This window comes from Pseudovibrio sp. Ad13, from assembly GCF_001623225.1.
GTDB lineage: Bacteria > Pseudomonadota > Alphaproteobacteria > Rhizobiales > Stappiaceae > Pseudovibrio.
The window spans coordinates 133,113-157,105 of record NZ_LMCC01000013.1 but is presented as its reverse complement, the minus strand read 5'-3'; the positions used below and the strand labels follow the sequence as shown (position 1 = coordinate 157,105).

General features: G+C 53.6%; 23 protein-coding genes. 10 read left to right on the top strand and 13 right to left on the bottom strand.

Going from position 1 to position 23,993, the window contains the following annotated elements; all coding sequences use genetic code 11:
• Nucleotides 1-24: 24 nt before the first annotated feature.
• From PsAD13_RS14545 to PsAD13_RS14515, 7 genes are all read right to left on the bottom strand, one after another.
• Complete coding sequence (locus tag PsAD13_RS14545; RefSeq protein WP_063318606.1) at nucleotides 25-1,587, bottom strand: indolepyruvate oxidoreductase subunit beta family protein; 1,563 nt, start codon at nucleotides 1,585-1,587, stop codon at nucleotides 25-27.
• 2 nt (nucleotides 1,588-1,589) lie between these two features.
• Nucleotides 1,590-3,740 (bottom strand): indolepyruvate ferredoxin oxidoreductase subunit alpha, encoded by a 2,151-nt coding sequence (locus PsAD13_RS14540; protein WP_063318605.1) that lies wholly within the window; start codon nucleotides 3,738-3,740, stop codon nucleotides 1,590-1,592.
• Nucleotides 3,741-3,802: 62 nt separating this feature from the next.
• Entirely contained in the window at nucleotides 3,803-4,324 is a 522-nt protein-coding gene (locus PsAD13_RS14535) for a MarR family winged helix-turn-helix transcriptional regulator (protein WP_082830504.1), read from the bottom strand.
• Between the two features lie 119 nt (nucleotides 4,325-4,443).
• Complete coding sequence (locus tag PsAD13_RS14530; protein ID WP_063318604.1) at nucleotides 4,444-4,917, bottom strand: MarR family transcriptional regulator; 474 nt, start codon at nucleotides 4,915-4,917, stop codon at nucleotides 4,444-4,446.
• Nucleotides 4,918-4,947: 30 nt separating this feature from the next.
• Nucleotides 4,948-6,234: a TRAP transporter large permease gene (locus PsAD13_RS14525; protein WP_063288524.1), complete on the bottom strand. Its 1,287-nt coding sequence runs from the start codon at nucleotides 6,232-6,234 to the stop codon at nucleotides 4,948-4,950.
• Nucleotides 6,234-6,743 carry a TRAP transporter small permease gene (locus tag PsAD13_RS14520; RefSeq protein WP_063288523.1) on the bottom strand — a complete coding sequence of 170 codons (510 nt, stop codon included), beginning with the start codon at nucleotides 6,741-6,743 and terminating at the stop codon, nucleotides 6,234-6,236. The genes PsAD13_RS14525 and PsAD13_RS14520 overlap by 1 nt, the downstream gene beginning before the upstream one ends.
• Entirely contained in the window at nucleotides 6,740-7,768 is a 1,029-nt protein-coding gene (locus PsAD13_RS14515) for a TRAP transporter substrate-binding protein (RefSeq protein WP_057465278.1), read from the bottom strand. Before PsAD13_RS14515 ends, PsAD13_RS14520 begins: the two co-directional genes overlap by 4 nt.
• Before the next feature lie 199 nt (nucleotides 7,769-7,967).
• Between PsAD13_RS14515 and PsAD13_RS14510 the strand changes: the two genes are divergently transcribed.
• From PsAD13_RS14510 to PsAD13_RS14475, 8 genes are all read left to right on the top strand, one after another.
• Complete coding sequence (locus PsAD13_RS14510; protein WP_063318603.1) at nucleotides 7,968-8,927, top strand: PDR/VanB family oxidoreductase; 960 nt, start codon at nucleotides 7,968-7,970, stop codon at nucleotides 8,925-8,927.
• A gap of 82 nt (nucleotides 8,928-9,009) precedes the next feature.
• Entirely contained in the window at nucleotides 9,010-10,365 is a 1,356-nt protein-coding gene (locus tag PsAD13_RS14505) for an aromatic ring-hydroxylating dioxygenase subunit alpha (RefSeq protein ID WP_063318602.1), read from the top strand.
• The gene (locus PsAD13_RS14500) at nucleotides 10,346-10,828 is read left to right on the top strand and encodes an aromatic-ring-hydroxylating dioxygenase subunit beta (RefSeq protein WP_063310949.1); all 483 of its coding nucleotides are present in this window, start codon (nucleotides 10,346-10,348) and stop codon (nucleotides 10,826-10,828) included. The genes PsAD13_RS14505 and PsAD13_RS14500 overlap by 20 nt, the downstream gene beginning before the upstream one ends.
• Nucleotides 10,829-10,845: 17 nt before the next feature.
• Nucleotides 10,846-12,465 (top strand): AMP-binding protein, encoded by a 1,620-nt coding sequence (locus PsAD13_RS14495; protein ID WP_063318601.1) that lies wholly within the window; start codon nucleotides 10,846-10,848, stop codon nucleotides 12,463-12,465.
• Nucleotides 12,462-13,640 carry a thiolase family protein gene (locus PsAD13_RS14490; protein WP_063318600.1) on the top strand — a complete coding sequence of 393 codons (1,179 nt, stop codon included), beginning with the start codon at nucleotides 12,462-12,464 and terminating at the stop codon, nucleotides 13,638-13,640. Before PsAD13_RS14495 ends, PsAD13_RS14490 begins: the two co-directional genes overlap by 4 nt.
• Nucleotides 13,640-14,899 (top strand): SDR family NAD(P)-dependent oxidoreductase, encoded by a 1,260-nt coding sequence (locus tag PsAD13_RS14485; protein ID WP_063318599.1) that lies wholly within the window; start codon nucleotides 13,640-13,642, stop codon nucleotides 14,897-14,899. The genes PsAD13_RS14490 and PsAD13_RS14485 overlap by 1 nt, the downstream gene beginning before the upstream one ends.
• Before the next feature lie 2 nt (nucleotides 14,900-14,901).
• A complete protein-coding gene (locus PsAD13_RS14480) occupies nucleotides 14,902-15,708 on the top strand; it encodes a cyclase family protein (RefSeq protein WP_063318598.1) in 807 nt (268 codons plus the stop codon).
• Nucleotides 15,708-16,436, top strand: coding sequence for an SDR family oxidoreductase (locus tag PsAD13_RS14475; protein WP_063318597.1), 729 nt, complete (start codon nucleotides 15,708-15,710; stop codon nucleotides 16,434-16,436). The genes PsAD13_RS14480 and PsAD13_RS14475 overlap by 1 nt, the downstream gene beginning before the upstream one ends.
• 64 nt (nucleotides 16,437-16,500) lie before the next feature.
• Here the strand turns inward: PsAD13_RS14475 and soxR are convergent, their stop codons facing one another.
• Entirely contained in the window at nucleotides 16,501-16,968 is a 468-nt protein-coding gene (gene soxR / locus PsAD13_RS14470) for a redox-sensitive transcriptional activator SoxR (protein ID WP_063318917.1), read from the bottom strand.
• A gap of 92 nt (nucleotides 16,969-17,060) precedes the next feature.
• Here soxR and PsAD13_RS14465 point away from each other — a divergent pair, with 92 nt between their 5' ends.
• Complete coding sequence (locus tag PsAD13_RS14465) at nucleotides 17,061-17,702, top strand: MBL fold metallo-hydrolase (RefSeq protein WP_063318596.1); 642 nt, start codon at nucleotides 17,061-17,063, stop codon at nucleotides 17,700-17,702.
• 56 nt (nucleotides 17,703-17,758) lie between these two features.
• Here PsAD13_RS14465 and ugpC read toward each other — a convergent pair whose 3' ends face one another.
• The 4 genes from ugpC to PsAD13_RS14445 form a co-directional block, all read right to left on the bottom strand.
• Nucleotides 17,759-18,874: a sn-glycerol-3-phosphate ABC transporter ATP-binding protein UgpC gene (ugpC, locus tag PsAD13_RS14460; RefSeq protein ID WP_063288512.1), complete on the bottom strand. Its 1,116-nt coding sequence runs from the start codon at nucleotides 18,872-18,874 to the stop codon at nucleotides 17,759-17,761.
• Between the two features lie 5 nt (nucleotides 18,875-18,879).
• The gene (locus tag PsAD13_RS14455) at nucleotides 18,880-19,761 is read right to left on the bottom strand and encodes a carbohydrate ABC transporter permease (protein WP_057465290.1); all 882 of its coding nucleotides are present in this window, start codon (nucleotides 19,759-19,761) and stop codon (nucleotides 18,880-18,882) included.
• Nucleotides 19,761-20,672, bottom strand: coding sequence for a sugar ABC transporter permease (locus PsAD13_RS14450; protein WP_063318916.1), 912 nt, complete (start codon nucleotides 20,670-20,672; stop codon nucleotides 19,761-19,763). The genes PsAD13_RS14455 and PsAD13_RS14450 overlap by 1 nt, the downstream gene beginning before the upstream one ends.
• 100 nt (nucleotides 20,673-20,772) lie before the next feature.
• Nucleotides 20,773-22,023, bottom strand: a complete 1,251-nt coding sequence (locus tag PsAD13_RS14445; protein ID WP_057465291.1) for an ABC transporter substrate-binding protein — start codon at nucleotides 22,021-22,023, stop codon at nucleotides 20,773-20,775.
• A gap of 205 nt (nucleotides 22,024-22,228) precedes the next feature.
• Between PsAD13_RS14445 and PsAD13_RS14440 the strand changes: the two genes are divergently transcribed.
• Entirely contained in the window at nucleotides 22,229-23,281 is a 1,053-nt protein-coding gene (locus tag PsAD13_RS14440; RefSeq protein ID WP_063304810.1) for a LacI family transcriptional regulator, read from the top strand.
• A 4-nt stretch (nucleotides 23,282-23,285) separates the two neighbouring features.
• Here the strand turns inward: PsAD13_RS14440 and PsAD13_RS14435 are convergent, their stop codons facing one another.
• Nucleotides 23,286-23,978 (bottom strand): HD domain-containing protein, encoded by a 693-nt coding sequence (locus PsAD13_RS14435; RefSeq protein ID WP_063318595.1) that lies wholly within the window; start codon nucleotides 23,976-23,978, stop codon nucleotides 23,286-23,288.
• Nucleotides 23,979-23,993: the final 15 nt, after the last annotated feature.

Below are 23,993 nucleotides of genomic sequence, written 5' to 3'. Positions count from 1 at the left end.
GACATTCTTTCCCCCTGTTTTCAATCAGAGGGTTTGAATTGTCTTCAATGCACCTTCTAAGGCTTCGCCTTTTTCATCCAAAAGCGCGGCTTCTCTGAGACGTCTGAGCCAATCTGCGGCGTCTTTTCTGTCTTTCAGGAGTGTGAGAGAGGAAAGAACCCGGTCAAATTTGGAGTACCCGCGTTTATGTGTGTCCGAATATCCTTTGATGAGCCGGCGACAAGTGAGGATCTCAACAGCCAGATCGTAGTCTGAGTGCACGGTTTTTATCGCAAGATCCCGCCAGTTTTGGAGATGTTCTGTTTCAATTTCATGGCGCAGAAAACTGCGGCGCCAGGGTTTCAGGCTGCTGATGAGCCAGAGGCTGAGGAAGCCTCGGACGGAGTGCGTTCTTATGCGTCGCCCTTTGTTCACCCTTCTATCCAGCCAGCTAAACACTTTAGGACGGGCTTCAATCCATTTACCGAGCCAAATTGGCAGAGTTCCGCAGATTTCCTCCATGCGTGGGTGGAGATATTCTGTCAGTTCCAGCTGATTTTCTGCGCCTAACCCAATTTCCCTTTCAACGCGTTGCAAACGTGTTTTTTGCGTTTTTATGTCGGCAACACGGATCGTATCGTCATAACACATAGCATTTGCGATATACTTGGCCGCGACTCTGGTGAATTCCCAGTTGCCATTTTCGGTATCACTTGCCAGTACGATTTCGAGGTGATTGAGATACTCCTCACCGTATTCCAGATCCTGAAACTCAACGGTCTTACGCAGCCCTGCCAGCGCCATCTCGTGAACCTGTTTTGGAAGCGCTTCAATGCGGGATAAAAGCAGTTGCCAGGCTGTGCGTTTTTTCTCAGGTCCGCGGACTGTGAGTGCCTTTTCAGGCTTGGGTTGTTCTGGTCGTCTGGTACCAGCGCTTCCAGCAGCAGCTGATGACTGGGCATGATCAAAGCTCGCATTGAAAGAGGCCAGACTTGCTTTGACGCCTTTACCGCCTTTGCGGATGGTGTCTTCATAGGTGCTTTTGGGAAACGGAAGTGCTCCGGAACCGGCAAGTGCGCCGAACAGGCTGGAGGAGATCACGCTGCCATTGTCTGCGGCGACCTCTTCCATATTGAAGGCGACCAGTTTTTGGGAGGCATTTCCGAGACGAGAGAGGACGACATCACTGTCCTGCTCCCCTTTGCCCGGCACGATCTTTTCCGAGACCGCCAGAATGCGGTGAGATGAAGCAATGAGTGTCGTCTTATCAGCAGTTACGAAACCACGGATAACAGCGCGGCCTGCTTCCATGAGTTCGGCGCAAATGACGATGTCAACATCGCCTTGCGCTGGACTGAGGGAGAAGACAGGGGCTTTGCCAGTATCAGGTGCCATTTCGACGTAATAGATTGTTGCGCCCGTGCGCTGGGCGACACCTGCGACAGAGGTGGACTGGGCTTTATAGCCATTGGCTTCAGCTAAGCTGACGATCCAGTCTGTGAGGACACCACCGCCCTGCCCGCCAACGGCGAAGATAGCGATTTTCGTGATGGTGCGGGTTTCATCCTCGCCTGTTCCCAAGGCCTGCCATTGAGTGTCGATATCCATACTTATGCCTCCTCAATGATCAGAGATCGGCGCTCTCGCCAGTTTTGCAGCGCGGAAATGATGCGACCGCGTATCTTACTGAAGAAGCGTTCGGATTTACCTGGGTTGTGAATGGTGTCGGCCTGATAGAAGGATGGGCAGAGGATGGCGGCGTCCGCAACCTCTCCGCAATTGCCGCAACCAACGCAGTTCTGGTCGATGTGGGCGACGGGATCATCACGCAGCGGGTCGTCCAGATCTTTGACTGTCAGCGACGGGCAGCCGGATAAGCGCATACAGGCGTGATCCCCTGTACAGACATCTTCATCAACACCAAAGCGGGTTTTGACGACGCGCTTTTGCTCTTTCACGGCCTGATTGATGATCGGCTTTTCGCGGCGCTGTTTGTTGAGCATGCATTCTGAAGACGCGATGATGACCTTTGGTCCTTTGACATCGGTGGTCAACGCTTCTTTCAGGATTGATTGCATCTGGGTGACGTCATAGGTGCGGTCAAGCTGACGAACCCATTTGACACCGACGCCTTTCACCGCTTCGGTAATCGGGTGTTTGGTGGACTTGCTTTTGTTGTTTGCCCTTGAGGACAGGATGTCCTGCCCGCCTGTGGCCGCTGAATAGTAGTTGTCGACAATGACGATCACGCCGTCATTTTGATTGAAGACCGCATTGCCGATAGAGGTGGTCAGGCCATTGTGCCAGAAGCCGCCGTCTCCCATGAACGAGATGGACCTGCGATCCGTTTTTGTTGTGTTGAATGCAGAGGCCGAGGCCGGGCCTAGTCCATACCCCATGGTGGTGGAGCCAATGCCAAAAGGGGGCATGATGGAGAACAGGTGGCAGCCGATATCGGAAGCTATGTGATGCGGGCCAAGTTCATCTTCCACCAGTTTGGTGGCAGCGAAAATTGGGCGTTCCGGACACCCCACGCAGAACCCGGGCGGGCGCATGGGAACGACCTCTTGCAGCTCTTTGATATCTGGCAGGGCTCCAGGTGTGTTTGGTGCGCGTCCTTTGCCGGGCAACGCATCGCAGTGGGTTGCAAGGAAGGTCTGGATGCTGTCCAGCATCACCTGTCCGGTATATTCACCAGCTTCGGGGAATGGCCCTTTCCCTTCCAGTTTGGTGGTGAGGCCTTCCTTTTGCAGCATGGCGCCGACGGCTTGCTCCAGATAATCAGGATAGCCCTCTTCCACCACCAGCACGGCCTCTTTGGTGCGGCAGAACTCGGTGATTTCAGCTGGAACAAGCGGATAGGTTACATTCATGACGTAGAGCGGGATTTGCGTTTCGCCGTTGATGTCGGCAAGGCCCAAACGCTGTAATGCGCGGATGACGCCGTTATACATACCGCCTTGCAGGATAATCCCGACATTGCGGCCTTGAGGTCCAAACAGCTCGTTCAATTTATGCGTTTGAATATAATCCAGCGCGGCAGGTAAGCGCTTTGTTACCTTCTCCTGCTCATGGAGGAAGGAGGCTGGTGGCAAGACAATGCGGTTCAGGTCACGCTTTGGATTCTCCAGCGCGTCTACCACACTCATGGATGGGCGCTGGTTGTCTTTGGTGGTGAACTCACCATGGACATGACAGCTGCGGATGCGCACCTGAAGCATAACCGGTGTGTTGGAGGCTTCGGATAGCTTAAACCCATCGCCAACGGCTTTGACGATGGACGGCAGATTGGGACGAGGGTCAAGCAGCCAGATCTGGCTTTTCATTGCAAAGGCATGGCTGCGCTCCTGCATGATGGAAGAGCCTTCGCCGTAGTCTTCTCCGACAATAACAAGGGAACCACCCGTGACGCCGCCAGACGACAGGTTTGCCAATGCGTCAGAGGCAACGTTGGTGCCGACTGTCGATTTGAAGGTGACTGCGCCGCGAATGGGATAGTGAACGGACGCGGCCAGCATGGCGGCGGCGGCAGCCTCGCTGGCGCTGGCTTCAAAGTGCACGCCCAGCTCGCCAAGAATATCCTGCGCATCAGCCAGAACATCCATGAGGTGACTGATTGGCGAGCCCTGATAGCCGCCAACATAGCCTACGCCATTTTCCAGCAGTGCTTTGGTGATGGCCAGAATGCCTTCACCGCGGAACACTTCGCCCTCACCTGCGCGAAGTTTTTCGACCTCTTTGACAAAAGATCTTTCTGCCATACTCTCTCCCCAGAAAGCATGACAGATCCAGTTGGTGCGAGCTCAATGAAGAAAAACGCGCCCTAGAAGTCGTGCTTTCGTATGTTTGCCAGCACCTTGCGCAGTGTCACCAAAAAGGCGTCATGCTCGGCTTGCGAGACGCCAGTGAACATTGTGCTGTATTCATCGCGCATATGCGGCCACATTTCAGCAAAGGCAGACCGTCCAGCCTCAGTCAGAAAAATATGGCGCACGCGGTTGTCCTGCTCGCTCGCTTTACGGTGGATCAGGCCTTCCTTTTCCATCGCATCCAGCGTGCGGCTCAAAGTCGATTGTTCGATCACCGAATAAACCGAGAGTTCGTTGATCATCAGCCCGTCCACGACTGACAGAACAGCGAGTGCTCTCATCTTGGCGACCGACAACCCTGATCTGCTCAGTTTTTCGCGCAGACTCTCGTTGTATCTGCCCATAATCCGGTTCATCAGATAGGGCGCAAAATGGCCCAGCCCGACCTCTCCCAGAGTTCTCGGCGTGGATACAGGTTTTGAGTATTGTCCGTCCTGTTCAGTTTCGGGAGCTTGATCACCGAGAATCTCGTTCATGTGGTGCACTCTTTCTTTTTTGAACAAGCCCCACCTCTCTCGTAGAGCTTGAAAATGATTATATGCATTTACATATTTATATCAACTGCAATCCTGTAGATTTTAGCGCAAATATGTGATCATTCATTGTTTTCGAGAGTCTCGATCATGCGAGAGAGAAAACCTTTCACCTGCGTAATATCATTCATGCCAAGCTGACGGATCAACCGCTCTTCATGAGCACTGGCCTGCGTGACGAGTTGACCGGCGAGTTCCCTGCCCTTCTCGCTTAAAAAGATGCGGACACGGCGGCGGTCTGCTTCATCAGAGCGGCGTGTCACCAGCCCTCTTTCTGTCATCTGATCGATGGTTTTGGTGAGGTGAGATTGCTCCATCAAAGCGAAGCGGGCCAACTGAGTGACCATCTGGCCGTCATTGTCTCTAAGACACGCCAGTACGCGCCATTCCGGGACACGTACGCCTGCGCCCCGGATTTCTTCGTGAAACTGCCCGCTTGCCAGATGGCTTGCCGATGCCAGCAGATACAAAAGGTACCCGTCTACAAAGCCGGATTCCTTTTCATACGTGTCGATTTCATTCAGGTCTGCGTCCACCGGCCAGCCTCTTCTTTTGTTTTTGCCGCGCTACATTGAGTACGGAATGATAAGTGCGAGTCCCGGAACTGCAATTAGCAGGATCAAGCGCACAACATCCATAGCAACAAATGGAACTACACCGACAAATATCTTTTCGACCGGCACCTCAGGCGCAACTGAGCGCATAACAAACACGTTCATGCCGATTGGAGGCGTGATGAAACTCATTTCCGTGACGATAATGACGAAGATACCGAACCAGATTGGGTCAAACCCAAGACCTGTGACGATTGGAAAGAGAATCGGCACTGTGAGCGTGACCATGGACAGGCTTTCCAGCAAGCACCCCAGCACCAGATAGATCAGCACGATCATGGTGATGATGGCATAGGGCCCGACGCCAAGGGCATTTACCCATGTGCGCAGGTCCGTCGTCAGACCGGAAATGTTCACATAGTTTAGGAAATAGAGAGCCCCGAACAGAATGAAGAACATCACAGCTGTGGTTTTGGCTGTCTCAAACAGGGTGTTGAGCGTCTCCCGATAGGTTAGTTTGCCCCGCATTGCGGTCAGAACCAGCGCTCCGCCTGCTCCGATGCCAGCCGCTTCAGTGGCTGTGAAGACGCCGAGATAGATGCCCCCCAGCACGCAGACAAACAAAAGCAATGCCCACGACACACCGCGCAGAGCGATGATCCGCTCTATCAGGGGCAGTTTGCTCTGAACTTCCAGCTCCTCCTTAAACATGAAGAGCGACAAGCGCACGGCAAGCATATAGCCGATGACACCGACAAGGCCCGGCAGGATGCCAGCCAGGAACAGCGCGCCGATGTTTTGCTGTGTGAGAATGCCGTAGATGACAAGAATGACGGAGGGCGGAATCAAAATACCCAGCGTTCCACCTGCTGCGATGGAAGATGTTGCCAAGCGGTCCGAATACCCAAACCGGCGCATGGCTGGCAGAGAGACGCGTGCCATGGTTGCGGTGGTCGCCAGAGATGATCCGCAAACTGAGGAAAAGCCGCCACAGGCCACGATGGTTGCCATGGCCAGACCGCCCTTACGGTGCCTCAGCCATGCGTTTGCCGCCGTATACATGTCACTGGCGATGCCAGACTGGACGATGAGATTGCCCATGAGCAGGAACAGGGGCACGACCGACAGGGTGTAGCTTCGACCGCTGTCAAAATAGACCTGTCCGACAAGGTGAAATGCAGGAGGCAATCCAATGATGGACGCAACTCCGAAAAAACCAACGGCAGCCATTGCAAAAGCAATTGGCACGCCTACAAAAATCAATGCCATCAGAATGGCAAGACCCAGATACCATTCCATCAGGAACCGCCCCCAACACCTCTAGGAATTCTCAGGACAGCAAGCACGAATGTGATGAATGCGCAAAACGCACAAATGACACCGGCTGCTTTTGCAAATGGAGCAAGAGGGATGCGTAAATACACCGTCACTTCCTGATAACTCGCAAGCTGCGTTCCGTGTTGCCAGAGCTCCCAGGCCACAACGGACAGGACCACAGCTACAAACATGCGTGAAAAGAACATTTGCAGGGCGGCTACTCCGCCTTTGAATTTGGAGGTGAACAGGTCTACCGTGATGTGTCCATCATCCAGACACACTGCTGGAAGGCCTGTAAAGATCACCGCCATGAGCAGCAGTTCTGTATATTCCGGCGCTCCGGGCAATGGACTTGAAAACAGGTAACGGCCAATCACATCAATGACCGTTACAGCGACCAGCGCCAGAAGCAGTATTCCGCAGAGCACAGAGGCGCCCGAACGAAGCTTTCGTCGGGCGCGCGCTGCTAGATCAACCAGATTCCCACTCATTTTTCAGAGGCAACCGCTGCAACTTCTTTTTGGAGCATGTCCATGGCAACTTCAAAGTCGATGCCTTTTTCGCCGTAGGATTTGGCAACACCGTCAAACATTGGACGGGTGGCTTCTTCCAGTTGAGCACGCTCTTCTGCGGTGGCATCGTGAATGGTCACTTTGCCTTCCATCTGCTCCAGACCCCATGCATCCGCAGCATTCCATGCAGCGCCCGCAAGACGGGAGAAGGCTTCACCAGAGATGGCCTCAATGGCTTTCTGATCCGCTTCTGACAAGCTGGAGAACTTGGCGTTGTTGGCGATGAAGAAGAAGGAGACGTTGTACAGACCACCTTCTACGCGCAGGCCGTTGCTGAGCAAGCCATCCAGTTTGAAGAACGGGATGGATTCAGTCGGGAACACGATGCCGTCCGCAATGCCGCCAGACAGGATCTCATAGGACTGCGGTGCTGGTGCCTGAATGGCGACCATGTCCATAGCCTGAACCAGCTGGTTGGTGATGCTGCCGGCGACGCGGATCTTTGCGCCTTTCAGCTCGCTCAAAGGTGAGACGGCACGGTCGGTTGTGTAAAGCAGACCGGGACCGTGGGTGAAGACGCCCAGAACCTTTGAGCCACGGTGCTCGTTGGCTTTTGCCAGCGTGCTTTCATAGAGACGCCAGTAGGCAACGGACAGGCTGGTGGCGTCCGTTGCAAGGAATGGCAGTTCTGCAATCTGTGTGAGTTTAAAGCGGCCTGGTGTGTAACCGTGCACGCCGTATGTGAGATCAGCAATGCCGTTTGCGGCGAGGTCAAAGTGAGCTGGTGGCGGGCCGAGCGGTGCGTCGAGGATTTGCACAGAGACGCGTCCCTCTGTGACTTCCTTCACTTTGGCCGCCCAAGGCACCATCATTCCTTTTACGATCGGGTGTGCCGGCGGCAGCCAGCTGGACATGCGCAATACGGTTTCCTGCGCCATGGCAGATGCGCTGACAGAGAGCGCGGTAATAGTTGCAGCTGCAAATATCTTGAGTTTCTTATTCATGTTCTCCCTCCCCAGAGAATACAGGATGAATGAGAAAAATGTGCACACATACCGTGGGTTAATCAAGCACAAATATGAAATGGAAACTATTTCCAGTTCATGCATTGACATTGTTTTATATGATATCGCATATTATATTTCTCATTTATGCGAGAGGAGACTCTCCTTGTTTTGGCTCTGAGGGAGGACGCCAAAAAGCATGAAAACACTTATTATTGAGGGGGTTCGGACGGCCGCCCCAAAAATCAAACAGTTTGTTCTCAAAGCCGAAGATAATGCGCAGCTTCCGCAATTTGAAGCTGGTGCACATATCGCAGTTCAACTTAAGGATGGTTCTTCTCGTCAATATTCTCTGATCGATTTTGGTGAAAACTTACCCTACGAGAATCAGCGATACACGCTCGGTATACTTTTGGAGCAAGACGGAAGTGGCGGTTCGGCTTACATGCATTCTTTGCGGGTGGGCGACGCTGTTCAGGTTGACCTACCAAAGAACGATTTTCCGCTGATTGAAGACGACAGACCGGTTGTTTTGATTGCAGGCGGCATTGGTGTGACGCCGATCATCAGCATGGCTGCTGCGTTGAAGCGCGCAGGCAAAGCCTATGCCCTGCACTACTCTGGCCGCACGCTGGACGGGATGGCATTCAGGGATGAGCTTGCAGACCTCTGCGGTGATGCTTTGAACATCCATAGTGATGACGATCCTGAGCGCTGTCTGGATCTAGGCGCTCTCATTCCAACGCTCGATACTCGCAGCCATATCTATGTATGTGGCCCGAAGGGGATGATTGAAGCCGTGCGCGAGACGGCGCTGACTGCTGGCTTTGGCAAAGAGCAGATCCACTTTGAACTGTTTGCTAGCCCTGCATCTTCAGGCGATGATGCCAGCGGCGGGTTTGAGGTGGAGGTGAAATCCTCTGGCGAGGTGTTTTGGGTGCCACAGGATAAATCCATCGTGGATGTGCTGGAAGACGGCGGCGTAGACCTTGTTTACGATTGCCAGCGCGGGGACTGCGGGATTTGTCAGGTGGATGTGCTTGAGGGTGAGCCAGACCACCGGGATGTGGTGCTGAGTGATGATGAGAAAGCGGCTGGTGACGTGATGCATATTTGCGTATCGCGCGCCAAGTCCAAACGACTGGTGCTGGATTTGTAAAAGATAATTTCGCGTATTTTCCGGAGGGACGCATTTTTAGCTCCGGTCAGTATGCGCTCTAAGCTTTTTGGGAGGGGAGCTTATGACCATGAAATACAAAGATAACCCGCAGGCGGTGGCCAACCTTGTGCGCCCCGCTGAGGTTCATCGTGATCTTTACATCGACGATGAAGTGTTTGCCCTGGAGATGAAGCATCTGTTTGTCTCCACATGGGTTTATGTGGGGCATGAAAGTCAGGTGCCCAATGCTGGTGATTATTTCGCGACCGATGTTGCTGCTCAGCCTATTTTGCTGGCACGGCATACGGATGGCGAGGTGTATGTGCTGCACAATCGCTGCCCGCATAAAGGCACCAAGATCGTCATTGATCGTACAGGCAATACGGGCAAGTTTTTCCGCTGTCCTTACCATGCGTGGTCGTTCCGCACCAATGGCAAGCTGCTTGCGATCCCGCTGAAGAAGGGGTACAAAGACACCGGTTTTGAGCAGAGCGAGGCTGGGCAAAGCGGTCTGCCGCCTGTGGGTGCGGTGAAGAACTATCGCGGCTTTATCTTTGTGCGCATGAACCAAGAGGGCATCAGCTTTGAGGAGTACTTCGGCGGCTCCCTCTCCTCTCTCGACAATATGGTGGACCGCTCTCCGATTGGTAAGCTGGAGGTGGCTGGCCCGCCGCTGCGCTACATGCACAATTGCAACTGGAAGATGCTGGTCGATAACCAGACAGACACCTGTCACCCGATGGTTGCTCATGAAAGTTCCGCTGGCACCGCGGTTGAGATCTGGGAGAGCATAGACAAGGACGAGAACACCAAAACGCCTATGGCGATGGAGGTGATTGCGCCATTCATGTCGCCCTACGAGTTCTTTGAGGATATGGGTATTCGCACCTGGCCGAATGGTCATGGTCATACAGGTGTGCATCATTCCATTCACTCGGATTACTCTGCTATTCCGGGCTATCTGGAGATGATGGTGGAGGCCTATGGCGAAGAACGTGCCAAGGCTATTTTGGGTGAAAACCGGCATAACACGGTCTATTTTCCGAACATCATGATCAAAGGCCCTATCCAACAGTTGCGTGTGTTCATTCCACTAGCCGCCAATAAGACGCTGGTTGAAAGCTATATCTTCCGCCTTGTTGATGCACCGGACATGCTGCTTGAGCGCACGGCCATGTACAACCGCCTGATCAACGCGCCAACCTCCATTGTGGGGCACGATGATCTGGAGATGTATGAGCGCGCTCAGGAAGGCTTGCATTCTCAGGAGCTTGAGTGGGTGAATGTGCAGCGCCTTTATGATGCTGACGAAGACCTGGATGAAGAAGCCGTTGAGAACGGGACAACGGAACGCCAGATGCGCAATCAGTTCCATGCCTGGAAGAAGTTTGTTGTTGCAAGCATGGAGGCCGAAGCTCGTGACCTTACCGACGCGTGATGACCTGACCGACTTTGTCTACCATGAAGCCCGGGTGATTGATGAAGGCCGCTTTGATGAGTGGCTGGAGCTTTGGGGCGCTGACAGCTACTACTGGATGCCGCTGGATTATCAGCAGGACAACCCGAAAAACATGACCTCGCTTATGTATGAGGATGCATTTTTGCGGAAGCTTCGTGTTGAGCGCCTCAATGGCCTGCGCACCTTTTCGCAAAAACCCAAGAGCCGCTGCTCTCATGTTTTGAACCGCCCAAGCATCGAGGCTTTTGATCCGAAGGCGGGCCAGTTTATCACCCGCACTGCTGTTCATTATGTGGAGACGCGGCTCGATGACCAGTTCTTGCTGGCGGCTACGGTTCATCATCATTTTGAGATGGCCGAGGATGAGCTGAAAATTAAGCTGAAGCGGGTTGATCTGCTCAACTGTGATGCTGCCTTTGGCAACATCCAGCTGTTCATTTGAGAAAACAGGTTGTTTGAATGATTGAGCATAAATCTGTTTTCGATGCATTTTGCGCCACTGCTGAAAAGTGGCCAGATCGTCCGTTTGTGAATGCGTTGCCTGAGACTGCCGAGCTTTACAGCATTGAGGCTGGAGAGACCTTCTACGCAGAAGCATTGGTTCAGGCGCAGGGTGCGGTGGCGCGCTATCGGCAAGCTGGCCTTCAAGCTGGAGACCGTGTTCTGGTTCTGCTTGAAAATCGTCCCGCCTTCTTTCTGCACTGGTTGTCCCTGAATGCGCTTGGTGTGGTGATTGTTCCGATCAATCCTGACCTGCAAAGCTCTGAGCTTGAATACATCGGCAGACATGCAGAGCCTGTTCTAGCGATCTCAACACGTGAGCGCAAAGCAGATATGGAACAGGCAGCGCGTGACAGCGGGCAAGGCTTTGCCTGTGCCACACTGGATGATGCGCTGCCCGTTGTGCGCACGCCTTCAGATGAGATCTATTCGCCTGCGCAAGAAGACCCTGCGGCGATGCTCTACACCTCTGGCACCACCGGGAGCCCGAAAGGCTGTGTGCTGGCTAACCGCTACTTTCTGGAAGCGGGGCATTGGTACGCCAATGCAGGCGGCACGTGTGCGCTGAATGAGGATGGCGAGCGGATGATTACTCCCCTGCCGATCTTCCATATGAATGCGATGGCATATTCTGCCATGGCGATGATTGCTGTTGGCGGGTGCCTGACAGTTCTGGACCGGTTCCACCCGCGTTCCTGGTGGCAGAATGTGCGGGATAGTGGCGCGACTTGCCTACATTATCTGGGCGTTATGCCATCGATCCTGATGAGCCTACCAGAAGCGCTGGAAGACAAAGCCCATTCTGTTCGCTTTGGCTTTGGGGCGGGTATTGATGCCAAGTTGCATGTTCCGTTTGAGGAGCGCTTTGGTATTCCTCTGGTGGAAGCGTGGGCCATGACGGAAACAGGCGCTGGATCTGTGATTGCTGCCAATCAGGAGCCTCGTAAGCGCGGCATGAACTGTCTTGGTAAGCCCGGCCCTGAGATGGATGTGTGCATCATCAGTGATGACGGTGTGCCTGTTACGGGAACCGAGTCTGGTGAGTTGCTGGTGCGGCGCAAGGGAGATGATCCGCGTGTCGGGTTCTTTTCGCATTACTTCAAGGATGAAGCGGCCACCAATGAGGCCTGGGAGGACCACTGGTTTCATACGGGTGATATCGTAAAGCGGGATGAGGATGGTGATTTCTTCTTCGTGGATCGCAAGAAGAACGTGATCCGGCGCAGCGGCGAGAACATTGCTGCGGTGGATGTGGAGTCTGTTCTCATGCAACATCCGGACATTGAGGCGGTTGCTGTTTGTCCAGTGCCAGATGCCATTCGCGGGGATGAGGTGTTTGCCTCTATCGTCTGGCGCGGCGAACAAACGAAGGACGCCGCAGAAGCGATTGTGCGCTGGGGACTGGAGCGCATGGCTTATTACAAGGTGCCCGGCTACATCGCGTTTTGCAGCTCGCTAAAACTGACCGGCACGCAGAAGATCCAGCGGGCAGCCCAAAAGCAGATGGCACTTGAACTGCTTGAAACATCAGAGGCGTTCGACACCATCCATTTGAAGCGGAGGCAGCTGGTTTCATGATCAAGCCACGCAAACGCATGGGGTATGACGGGGTTGTTGTGGCAGCCCCTGCCAGCACACCCTATGAGCGTTACTCTACCGAGACTGCGCATTGGTGGATTGCCAAGGCGCTGCGGCAATCGATCAAATCTGCCGGTCTTGCACCGCGCGATATTGACGGGTTTTCTGTCGCCAGTTTCTCGCTGTTTCCTGATACGGCTGTTGGCCTGACTCAGCATCTGGGATTGGTTCCGCGTTGGCTGGATCATATTCCGCAGGGCGGCGCCAGTGGCCCAAGCGCGCTACGCCGGGCTGCGCGGGCGGTGCAATGCGGGGATGCCTCTGTGGTGGCTTGCGTTGCGGGGGATACCAACCACGTGGACAGTTTCCGGCGTATGCTCTCCAGCTTTTCACGGTTTGCGCAGGATGCCTCTTACCCTTATGGCGCTGGCGGGCCGAATGCCTGTTTTGCGCTGCTGACTGACTATTACATGCGTGAGTTTGGCGTGGGCCGCGAAGATTTTGGCCGGATCTGCGTTTCTCAGCGGGACAATGCGTTGCGTAATGAGAATGCGGTGATGAAGAAGCCACTGACCATGGAGGCTTATCTGGCAGGGCGTGAGATCAGTGATCCGATTACCCTGTTTGACTGCGTGATGCCTGTTGCTGGTGCTGAAGCTTTTTTGGTGATGCGCGAAGAAGATGCGGTCGCCTCTGGGATTCCGCATGCGCATATCAGCGCGACCATTGAGCGGCACAATGCTTTTGCTGAAGATCCAATCCAGATGCGCGGCGGATGGGAGATGGATATTGATGAGCTTTACGGGATGGCGGGCTATGGGCCGGAAAACGTTGATCTGTTGCAGACCTATGATGATTATCCGGTCATCGTAATGATGCAACTGGAGGACCTGGGCTTTTGCGCAAAAGGTGAAGCGGCTCGGTTTATTGCGGATAAGGACCTAACGGTTTCCGGTGACTTTCCGCACAACACCTCCGGCGGACAGCTTTCAGCTGGTCAGGCCGGAGCTGCTGGCGGGTTTATCGGTTTGGTAGAAGCGATCAGACAGGTAACGGGTACGGCTGGGGCGACGCAGGTGGCGAATGCCAGGCGGGCTTTGGTTTCCGGCTTTGGGGTGATCAACTACGACCGCGGCGTGTGCACCAGTGCGGCGATTTTGGAAGGGGCGCGTTGATGGTCACACCGCTTCAAAAACCACCCAAAAAGAACCCGCAGGTACGCACCCGCGTACCCACATTGCCTTCTCATTATCGTAGCCGTTCTGCACTATTTATGGCCGCAGCTGCCGCTGAGGGGCGATTTATGCTGCAGGTCTGCGCAGAGCCGGATTGTGGGTTTGTTCAATACCCTGCGCGGGATGCTTGCAGTTCCTGTCTGTCTGATCGGCTCGTTTGGCAGGATGTGTCGTCGCGCGGAAAGCTGATTGCAACGTCTACTGTGCGTACGAGCACCAACACGTATTTCCGTGAGCGTACACCGTGGCGGCTTGGGACAGTGCATCTGGAAATTGGCCCCTCCGTTATGTGTCACCTTCACAGTGAGGTGGCGGTGGGGGATGAGGTGCAGCTGATTAATCGGCTCGATAAATCCGGACAAAGTGTTTTGCTTGCCTTGCCCATGGAAAAAGCTCAATTGCAGGAGGATGATATGCAGCTTCGTGAATTGACGTGCGATCCGAAGTTCCGACGCATTCTGATCACAGATGCACGCAATCCGAATGCGTATGCGCTGGCAAAGAGCCTGCTGGAGGCTGGAGCTTCTGCTGTGTTTGTTGGAGAGGCTGAGAGTTGGCGCCCCTACCCTGACCGCGCCAAACTTGAGTCTCTTCAAGGTGTTGAGCTGGTTTCTTTAGATGTGACTGACACTTCCTCCGTTCAGGAACTTGCAGGCGAGTTTGGTGGCAAGGTCGATATTTTGATCAACAATGCCCGCTTTGTGCGGCCCGGTGGTATTCAGGGTCGTGGGGACGTGGGCTTTGCTATGGATGAGATGCAGATCAACTATTTCGGCATGATGCGGCTTGCGCAGGCCTTTGCCCCTGCCATGGCCGGACGCAGTGCGGATGGGGTGAACAGTGCTGTGGCGTGGGTGAACGTGCTCTCCGTCTACTCGCTGGTGAGCAACCCCGGCTTTGGCAGCTTTTCAGCCTCCAATGCAGCCGCGCATTCACTCTCACAATGTTTGCGGGCGGAGATGGCGGCTTCTGGTGTGCGGGTGGTGAATGTTTATTGCGGGCCGACTGAGGATGAATGGCATCAGCCTTTGCCACCACCCAAGGTGCCTGCGGGTGCGTTGGCGCGGGAGCTGGTGAAAGCTCTGCAAGCAGGGTTGGAGGATGTGTATGTGGGTGACATTGCCAAGGACATCCGGCGCAAGTTCATGGAGAGCCCGAAGGTGCTTGAAAAAGAAATGACAAGTCTGGAGGCACTGTGACCATGGAAGCCTTGAAAGAAAAACTGGTGAACCCGGTTGAGCTGCTGAGCTCTGCTTTGCTTTCCGGTGATGTGGAAGTGGTGGACCTGACGCATACGCTTGATCCGGATTTTCCCGTGATCGTGCTACCCCCCGAGTTTGGCCAGTGCGCGCGCTTTCGCATGGAAGAGATCTCCGCCTATGATCATCGCGGTCCTGCATGGAAGTGGAACACCTTCACTTGCTCTGAACACACAGGCACACACTTTGATGCGCCGATCCATTGGATTTCCGGCAGGGATTTACCCAACAACACGGTGGACTCCATTCCCCCTGAACACTTTGTCGGGCCAGTGGTGGTGATTGATTGTTCTGAAGGGTCTGCACAGGATGATGACTTTGAGCTGACACCGGAGATCATTGCCCGGTGGGAAGCTGAACATGGGCGGATTCCGGCGGACAGCTGGGTGTTTATGCGCACAGACTGGAGCAAGCGCCGTGGTGCGGCTTATCTGAATATGCGCGATGACGGGCCACATTCACCCGGACCGACACCGGACGCAATTCGGTTTCTGATTGAGGAGCGCGGCATTCGCGGGTTTGGGACAGAGACTGTGGGGACAGATGCGGGCCAAGGTGTGCATTATACGCCGCCCTATCCGGCACATTTTTATCTGCATGGGGCTGGCAAGTATGGATTGCAATGCATGTGTAATCTAGACCAGTTGCCCGCCACGGGTGCCATGATCTTATGTGCACCGTTGAAGATCAAAAACGGGACAGGTAGTCCTCTGCGCGTTCTGGCACTAGTGCCGAAGGGAGGCCGTTGATGTCTGGTAAATTCACAGCGGTCATTACAGGCGGCAACAAGGGCATTGGGGCTGCGCTTGCCAAGGAAATGCTAGAGGCTGGTTACACGGTCATTTGCCTTTCTCGCCGGGAACCGGAGTTCACTCATCCCAAACTGCATTTCCATCAGGCGGACTTGCTGGATCAGGCGCAAGTGAGCGCTGCTGCTGAGGCGATTGCAGCTGAGCATGAGGTGACGCATCTCATTCACAATGCGGGGCTTATCTTCCCCAATTTGATTGAGGATGCCGAGGCTGACGATATTGCCGGACTTGCCCAGCTTCATCTGGGATCAGCGCTGACGCTGCTCAAAGCCTTCTTGCCGAGCATGAAGGCGAAGCAGTTCGGACGGGTGTTGTTTAACGGCTCCCGTGCTGCATTGGGAGCGAAGACACGGACGGCCTACAGTGCATCTAAGGCTGGAATGATCGGGATGGCGCGGACGTGGGCGCTGGAGCTGGCGCAGCATCAGATTACGGTGAATGTGGTGGCGCCTGGCCCGGTGAAGACAGATAATTTCTGGGGCATCATTCCCAAGGGCAGTGAGCAAGAGCAGAAACTGGCAGATGGCATTCCTGTTGGGCGCATTGGCAGGGTAGAAGACATCACCAATGCCTTCCTTTTCTTTGCGGACCCGAAGTCCAGCTTCATCACCGGACAAACGCTGTTTGTCTGTGGTGGGATGAGTGTGGGAACTGCTCTGCTGTAATTGCGTGCAGTTAAAGTTCTGAATCAGATTCAGGTCATGACTGCAGGTGATTGATGCCGCTGAGTCAGTGTTCTTCTGCTGGCATTTTCCGACGCCACCCAAGCAAGTGGGCGCCTGCTCCATCACTGCTGAGTTTGTCTTCCGGGTTCAACAGGTGGCAGTCTGTCAGGGAGAGGCAACCGCAGCCGATGCATTCGTTAAGGCCCGCTCTCAGGTCCTGAAGCTCTGCAATGCGGTTGTCCAGATCCTGCTGCCACCACGTGGAGAGTTTGGCCCAATCCGCTGCCGAGATCTTCTTCTCGTTGGGCAGTTGATCCATGGCCGCTTTGATTTCCTTAAGAGACACGCCCAGCTTTTGCGCGGCCTTGATCACAGCGATCTTACGCAGGACGGCTGCGGAGTATCTTCTATGGTTTGCGTTGTTGCGCCAGGAGCTGATGAGCCCCTTTTCTTCATAGAAGTGAACAGCAGAGACTGCAATGCCACTGCGCTCTGCAACCTGCCCGACGGTTAACCCTTGCAAGGAGACCATTGTCATTCCTCTATTTTTCGCCTTGACCTCAACATTACTTGAGGAATTAGAAGAGATCATGACAGTAATCAAGGCCCAATAAGGAATGGCAGATGAACAAGATTTACGCGGACCTGTGGCAAGTCCCGCTCGAAAAGCGGTTCGGAACGCTCCTCTCGCATGCATATTTTTTAAAAACGCCAGCCAGAAACATCCTAATCACAGCCTTTGAGAATTTGGATGAGGCGGCGCAGTTGCGCGCGTTAGGTGGAGTCAATGAGCATTATCTCACGCACAATCACGAGATCACTGAGGGTTTGAGCGAGCTGAAGTTCGTTCTTGGTGCAACGCTGATCGGACATGAAAACATTCAGAAGTTCTTTAGTGGTGATGTCCAGCCAGATTTACTTTTAAGGGGTTCAGGGCCATTTGTGGGCTCTGACGGAATTCAGGCGATTTACACTCCGGGGCATACGGACAACAACCTGTGCTTCTATTACCCCTCACCCACTGGCAAGAATTATCTGTTTACCGGTGACACGATCTATCTGGACAATGGCCGTTTCAAAACACTGGTCATGTCCAGTGATGGCGGCAACAAGCAAGAGCTCGTCACCTCACTGAAAAACCTGCGGGTCCTGCCGGTAGATGTGATCTTTTGCAGTGTCGCCATGGGGAACTATGAGATTGTTGAGGTCACCCAGCCTGAATGGCACGCTCTGATGAATGAGAAGATTGCAGAGCTGGAACGCTGATGCAAAAAAGCCGGAGTGTTTCCACCCCGGCTTTCAGAATTCTGCATTCCTGAGACTTACGCGATGCGCATTTCTGAGGAAGGATCAAACGGGATGGCTTTGTCCATATTGATCGCGAATGGCACGTCCTGCCCGGCAACGACCTGTGCATCCGCACGCATGCGTGCATTGCAGTCTTTGCCGCCGAGAGATGACATCACGTAGGTATCAGAACCAGCTGGCTCCGTTACGATGACGCGGTTTGTGATCTGCTCGATGTGGTTTGCCTTGCGGTCAGCCCCTTCAGGGTCGGTGATCGCTTCTGGACGGATGCCCAGCACGATTTCCTTCTGATCAAAACCTTTCAAAGCTTCGGTCGGATTGGAGAACTTGAGGTTCACCTGATCACTGAGGCCCGTTGGAAGCTGGGCGAAGATGCCATCACCACTAGCAACAACCTTAGCTGGAACAAGGTTCATGCTTGGAGAGCCCATGAAGCTGGCGACAAACAGGTTTGCCGGGTTGTCATAGATCTCTTTTGGCGTACCCAACTGCTGTACGTACCCACCGTTCATGACAGCAATGCGCGTGGACAGCGTCATTGCCTCAATCTGATCGTGTGTCACGTAAACAATGGTTGTTCCAAGCTTTTGGTGCAGTTTCTTGATCTCCGTGCGCATATCAACGCGCAGTTTCGCATCAAGGTTGGAGAGTGGCTCATCAAACAGGAACACATCCGGATCACGCACCAATGCACGGCCCATGGCCACACGCTGGCGCTGACCGCCGGAGAGCTGGCCCGGCTTACGGCCCAACAGCGGTTTGATCTGCAGCATCTCGGCAACGTCGCTCATTGCCTTTTCGCGCGCTGGCTTGGCAACACCATGCATTTCCAGACCGAACGTGATGTTCTGACCGACCGTCATGTTCGGGTACAAAGCATAGGACTGGAACACCATTGCGATGTTACGCTTGGACGGGTGAACCCCGTTCATGGTCTGCCCTTTGATGGCGATGGTGCCGGAGGTGATATCCTCCAGACCAGCAATCATGTTGAGCAGAGTGGATTTTCCGCAACCGGACGGCCCGACGAGCACGAGGAATTCCCCTTCCTGCACGTCGATATCGATGTTGTGAAGCACCTTGGTTGAGCCGTAAGACTTGGTCGCATTGTTGATTTTCAGAAAGCTCATAGGTCTTATCCCTTCACCGATCCGGCCATCAGGCCTCTTACGAAGTAGCGGCCAGCCACGATGTACACGAGCAGTGTCGGCAATGCGGCGAGGATCGCTCCGGCAAAATGAACGTTATATTCTTTGACGCCCGTTGACGAACTGACGAGGTTGTTCAGCGCAACCGTCATTGGCTGGCTGTCCAGATCAGCAAACGAGGCACCGAACAGGAAGTCGTTCCAGATGTTGGTGAACTGCCAGATGACAGAGACAACAATGATTGGACCGGAACTTGGCAGCATAATGCGCCAGAAGATGCGGAAGAACCCTGCCCCATCAATCTGAGCTGCGCGGATCAGCTCTGTCGGGAACACCTGATAGTAGTTCCTGAAGTACAGCGTGGTGAAGCCGAGGCCGTAAACCACATGCACCAGCACCAGACCCGGCGTTGACCCTGCAATGCCGAGGAAGCCAAGCACACGCGCCATTGGGATCAAAACGATCTGGAATGGAATGAAGCAGGCAAACAGCATCAAACCGAACAGAATGGTATCACCCTTAAAGCGCCACTTGGTCAGCACGTAACCGTTCAAAGCACCCAGAACGGTTGAGATCGTAACTGCCGGAAACACCATTTTGAGGGAGTTCCAGAAGTACGGCTTCAGACCTGTCGGTTCTACGCCGATTTGCGCGCTGTTCCAGGCTTTGAACCAGGGTTCCAGCGTGAAGACCTGAGGCAGTGACATCATGTTTCCGCCAGTGATCTCTGAAAGAGGCTTAACGGAGTTGAGAACCATAATGCCAAACGGCAGCAGGTAGAATGTCGCGAACAGGATCAGCATCAGGTAAATGAATGCACGGGTGATGCGCCCTGTGCTGATGGCATTATCTGTCGAGGCTACGGACATTATTTTTTCTCCCGCAGTTCGGCATAAAGGTAAGGCACCATAATCGCAGCGATGGTCATAAGCATGATAACAGCGGAGCTGGCGCCAATGCCCATCTGGTTGCGGGTAAAGGTGTAGGAATACATGAAGGTCGCCGGTACTTCCGTCGCTCTGCCCGGTCCACCACCCGTCAGTGCCACGACAAGATCGTAGGACTTAATGGCAAGGTGAGACAGGATCACGAAAGCTGACAGGAAGGCTGGACGCAGTTGCGGGATAATGATCCGGCGATACATGTTCCAGTTGGATGCCCCGTCGATTTGTGCGGCCTTCAGGATTTCGTTATCGATGCCACGCAGTCCGGCCAGGAACATGGCCATAACAAAGCCACTTGTTTGCCAGACAGCTGCAATCACAACCGTGTAGATGGCGAAGTTACGGTCCTTGATCCAGTTAAACTCGAAGCTCTCCCAGCCCCACAAGTGCATTGTGTGCTCAAGGCCGATGCCCGGATCGAGAAACCACTTCCATGCTGTTCCCGTTACGATGAAGCTGAGTGCCATCGGATACAGGAAGATTGGACGCAAGAAGCCTTCTCCGCGGATCTTCTGGTCCAGAAGAATCGCAAGACCCAAGCCGATAGCTGTGCAGACTGCGATATACAAACCTGCAAAAATGCCAAGGTTTTTGATGGCAATGGACCAATGCCGTAGCCGGAACAGCTTTTCATAATTCTCCAGTCCGACCCAGTCATAGACTGGCAGAATACGGCTTCCTGTGAAGGAAAGGTATACGGAGAAAATGATAAATCCATAGACAAAGACCAAGATCAAAGCCAACGAGGGTGATAACACCAGTTTGGGAATGAGATTTTGGAGTCTTGTCCGCAGGTCCGGTTTTACTGCCGTTGGCGTCGCATATTCAGCGGCCATGGCAACGGATGAGTTGGTCTGATCGACCATGATCCCTGCCCCCAGATTCTATGTTGTTTTGGGAAAAATGGGGCCAACACATCGTCGGCCCCACTTAAAATTACTTAGCGATGGAGACAGCGTCTACCAGCTCATCAACAGCGGTAGCGGAATCGAACTCACCGTTGAAGTGTGCTGTTACAACGTCATAAATGGCGTTTTTAACAGATGCTGGTGCAGAGTGACCGTGCGCCATGGAACCATAAAGGTTGCCGCTTGCAGCAGCTGCAGCCAGATCTTTCATGCCCTGTTTTGCACATGCATCAAACGCTTCGTCGGAAACGTCTGTGCGTGCAGGAACGGAGCCCTTCACCACGTTGAATGCAGACTGGAAGGCAGGAGACAGGATTGCGCTTGCAAGGGCAGCCTGCTCTTTAGACACTTCACCACCCTGATCGAACATAGCGAACTGGTCAGCGTTGAAGGTTACCTTGTCCTGAGTGCCAGGGAAACGGAAGCAGAGGAAGTCTTCGCCTGGCTTTTTGCCAGCACCGAGGAACTCACCTTTTGCCCAGTCACCCATCATCTGGAAGCCAGCTTCACCGTTGATGACCATTGCAGTTGCAAGGTTCCAATCACGACCAGAGAAGTTGTCGTCTACGTTTGCACGCAGAACAGACATGCGATCAAACGCTTCCTTCATGGTGTCGGAACCAAGAGCAGCTTCGTCCAGATCAATGAAGGCAGCTTTGTAGAAGTCTGCGCCACCAGTGGCCATGACGATTGCATCAAACAGAGTTGCATCCTGCCAAGCCTGACCGCCGTGTGCGAGCGGCGTTACGCCTGCTGCTTTCAGCTTCTCAAGCGCTGCTGTGAACTCTTCCCAAGTGGTTGGAGTTGCGATGCCGTTTGCATCCAGAACTGCTTTGTTTGCCCATACCCAGTTGGTGGAGTGCACGTTTACTGGTGCAGCAATCCACTTGCCATCGTACTTTGCAAAGCGCTGAAGTGCTGCAGGTACAACTTCGTCCCAGCCTTCTTTAGCTGCAACAGCGTTGAGGTCTGCCAGAGCGCCTTCTTTTGCCCAGTCCTGAATGTCGAACCCAAGCATCTGAACGGCTGTTGGTGCGTTACCAGCGGTTACGCGTGCACGCAAAACAGTCATTGCGCTTTCGCCGCCGCCACCAGCAACAGGCATATCTGCCCAGCCAATGCCCTGAGTTTCCAGATCCTGCTTCAGAACGTTAAGCGCAGCTGCCTCACCGCCTGCTGTCCACCAATGCAGGACTTCCACGTCTGCTGCCAAAGATGGAGCAGCTGTTGCTGCCAACAGAGCCAGAGCCGATGTGGTTTTTACTAGTAGTTTGTGCATGTGTTGCCTCCCGATCACAACTTAAAATTTCTACACAAAAATACGACTAACATAGTACTTATAACGTTACAAATATCGGATCTGTCAATGCAAAAAGTGAACCCATTGACTTGAATGATCTTTTTTGTATCAAATGATACTCACCTATTTTGTTGTATCGTTATAACGAAGATCTAACTGATTTACGGGAGGTAACTGGCTTCACATGTCGACACAAAAACCGCCAAATTCCTCCACTCATACCACCTCGAAACCTACGCAGAAGACAATTGCGGAGATCACCGGCCTTGCGGTGACAACTGTCTCGCGGGCACTTCAGGGTGATGAAAAGATTGCACAGGCAACCCGGCTGCGCGTAAGTAAAGTTGCTGAAGAAATCGGCTATGTTCCGGACCGTGCTGCGCAAAGATTACGCACCGGAAAGACTAAAGTAATCTCACTGATTCTTGACCCCCATAACGAGATTCTGGGGTTTGGGAACTCGCTGATCACAGGTGTGGCTCATGCATTGGCCGGGACTGACTACCATCTTAATGTGACACCGCAGTTCCTTGGTGGTGATCCGATTGAGCCTGTTGAGTACATTGTGCGCAACAAACTGGCTGACGGAATCATCTTTTCGCGGACGCGACCTTTTGATGAGCGGGTACGTTTTTTGAGAGAGCGCAGCTTTCCGTTCACCACACATGGGCGAACTGAATTCGGCTATCAACACTCATATGTGGATTATGACAACGAGAAGTTCGCTTACGAATCTGTCTTGCGATTGATGCAAAAAGGGCGGCGTAGGATTTGCGTTATTCTACCGCCCAACCATTTTACGTTCCATCAGCATCTGAATTACGGGTATATGCGGGCTATTCGGCAAGAAGGTTTGCAGTGCTACATTCCTGAGGGCATCAACCTTGATTCAGATATGCCTGAGATCTTTGAATGGGCGCAGACGATTGCCGGGACAAGCGATGCACCGGATGGATTTATCTGCCCTGGTGAGACTTCTTTCCTTGCGATCGCGAACGGGTATCGGCAGGCAGGCAAAGAGCGTGGGCGGGATTTTGATGCGGTTGTGAAATCAAGTTCACAAACGCTGCATCAGATTGATTCACAGATCGACAATATCAGCGAGGATATTCGGCAGGCCGGTGCTTTGCTGGGAGCAAATCTGCTGAAGACGATGTTGCACCCGGACGGCCCGTTTGAGCAGACCATCCAGGATCCGGACATCACATTCCCAGCTCTCAAATCCTATCAGGACTGAGTTCTCAGGACGCGACTTTCGGTGCTTCCTCTTCGATCCAGAGGTCATCGCCTTCCGGATAGGTAAAACCTGTTTCTAAGGCCAGTTGCTTCAGGAAGCCTATCATGTAGTCGGTGCGTTCGCGCGCGACTTCACGGCCTTCCTTGGTCTGCATGGTTTTGTGCAGTTTGAGCAGTTTGAGCGCGAAATGATCGACGCCGAATGTCTTGTCGTCGAGGTCGCGTTCGCTGGCGAAAAGGTCGCCACCATGGAACAGGTTGGAGTTCATGGTTTTGGCGATATAGAAAGTGCGGGCAATGCCGATTGCGCCGAGGGATTCCAGACGATCTGCGTCCTGAAGGATCTTGGCCTCAATCGTTTGCGGCTCGATTTCAGCTGAAAAGCTATGTGCCTCAATGGCATGCTTGATCTTCTCGATTTTTGCTGCAGAAACACCCAGCACAATCAGGATCGGTTCAGCCGCGTCAGCTGACAGCTTGGAAGCCTTTGCACGATCCGGTGAATTCTTGGGAACATTGACCAGATCATGTAAGTAGGCAGCTGCAATCAGCACCTCCTCATCGCCCTCACCGCGACGCTGAGCGATGTCCAGCGCTGCCAGTTTTACGCGGCGTGCATGGTACAGATCATGGCTTGCATCATCACTCTGATCGTGCGCTTTCAGCGCCGCTTCCAAATTCTTTTCGAACTCAATCATCGGAACTCACAGTTA

Bases quoted from the DNA above. Each gene is read 5' to 3' on its own strand.
- PsAD13_RS14525 (WP_063288524.1), bottom strand. From the start codon at position 6,234: ATGGAATGGTATCTGGGTCTTGCCATTCTGATGGCATTGATTTTTGTA.
- PsAD13_RS14445 (WP_057465291.1), bottom strand. From the start codon at position 22,023: ATGCACAAACTACTAGTAAAAACCACATCGGCTCTGGCTCTGTTGGCA.
- ugpC (WP_063288512.1), bottom strand. From the start codon at position 18,874: ATGAGCTTTCTGAAAATCAACAATGCGACCAAGTCTTACGGCTCAACC.
- PsAD13_RS14435 (WP_063318595.1), bottom strand. From the start codon at position 23,978: ATGATTGAGTTCGAAAAGAATTTGGAAGCGGCGCTGAAAGCGCACGAT.
- PsAD13_RS14515 (WP_057465278.1), bottom strand. From the start codon at position 7,768: ATGAATAAGAAACTCAAGATATTTGCAGCTGCAACTATTACCGCGCTC.
- PsAD13_RS14510 (WP_063318603.1), top strand. From the start codon at position 7,968: ATGAAAACACTTATTATTGAGGGGGTTCGGACGGCCGCCCCAAAAATC.
- PsAD13_RS14475 (WP_063318597.1), top strand. From the start codon at position 15,708: ATGTCTGGTAAATTCACAGCGGTCATTACAGGCGGCAACAAGGGCATT.
- PsAD13_RS14480 (WP_063318598.1), top strand. From the start codon at position 14,902: ATGGAAGCCTTGAAAGAAAAACTGGTGAACCCGGTTGAGCTGCTGAGC.
- PsAD13_RS14545 (WP_063318606.1), bottom strand. From the start codon at position 1,587: ATGGATATCGACACTCAATGGCAGGCCTTGGGAACAGGCGAGGATGAA.
- PsAD13_RS14505 (WP_063318602.1), top strand. From the start codon at position 9,010: ATGACCATGAAATACAAAGATAACCCGCAGGCGGTGGCCAACCTTGTG.
- PsAD13_RS14495 (WP_063318601.1), top strand. From the start codon at position 10,846: ATGATTGAGCATAAATCTGTTTTCGATGCATTTTGCGCCACTGCTGAA.
- PsAD13_RS14455 (WP_057465290.1), bottom strand. From the start codon at position 19,761: ATGTCCGTAGCCTCGACAGATAATGCCATCAGCACAGGGCGCATCACC.
- PsAD13_RS14465 (WP_063318596.1), top strand. From the start codon at position 17,061: ATGAACAAGATTTACGCGGACCTGTGGCAAGTCCCGCTCGAAAAGCGG.
- PsAD13_RS14535 (WP_082830504.1), bottom strand. From the start codon at position 4,324: ATGAACGAGATTCTCGGTGATCAAGCTCCCGAAACTGAACAGGACGGA.
- PsAD13_RS14490 (WP_063318600.1), top strand. From the start codon at position 12,462: ATGATCAAGCCACGCAAACGCATGGGGTATGACGGGGTTGTTGTGGCA.
- PsAD13_RS14440 (WP_063304810.1), top strand. From the start codon at position 22,229: ATGTCGACACAAAAACCGCCAAATTCCTCCACTCATACCACCTCGAAA.
- soxR (WP_063318917.1), bottom strand. From the start codon at position 16,968: ATGGTCTCCTTGCAAGGGTTAACCGTCGGGCAGGTTGCAGAGCGCAGT.
- PsAD13_RS14450 (WP_063318916.1), bottom strand. From the start codon at position 20,672: ATGGCCGCTGAATATGCGACGCCAACGGCAGTAAAACCGGACCTGCGG.
- PsAD13_RS14520 (WP_063288523.1), bottom strand. From the start codon at position 6,743: ATGAGTGGGAATCTGGTTGATCTAGCAGCGCGCGCCCGACGAAAGCTT.
- PsAD13_RS14485 (WP_063318599.1), top strand. From the start codon at position 13,640: ATGGTCACACCGCTTCAAAAACCACCCAAAAAGAACCCGCAGGTACGC.
- PsAD13_RS14540 (WP_063318605.1), bottom strand. From the start codon at position 3,740: ATGGCAGAAAGATCTTTTGTCAAAGAGGTCGAAAAACTTCGCGCAGGT.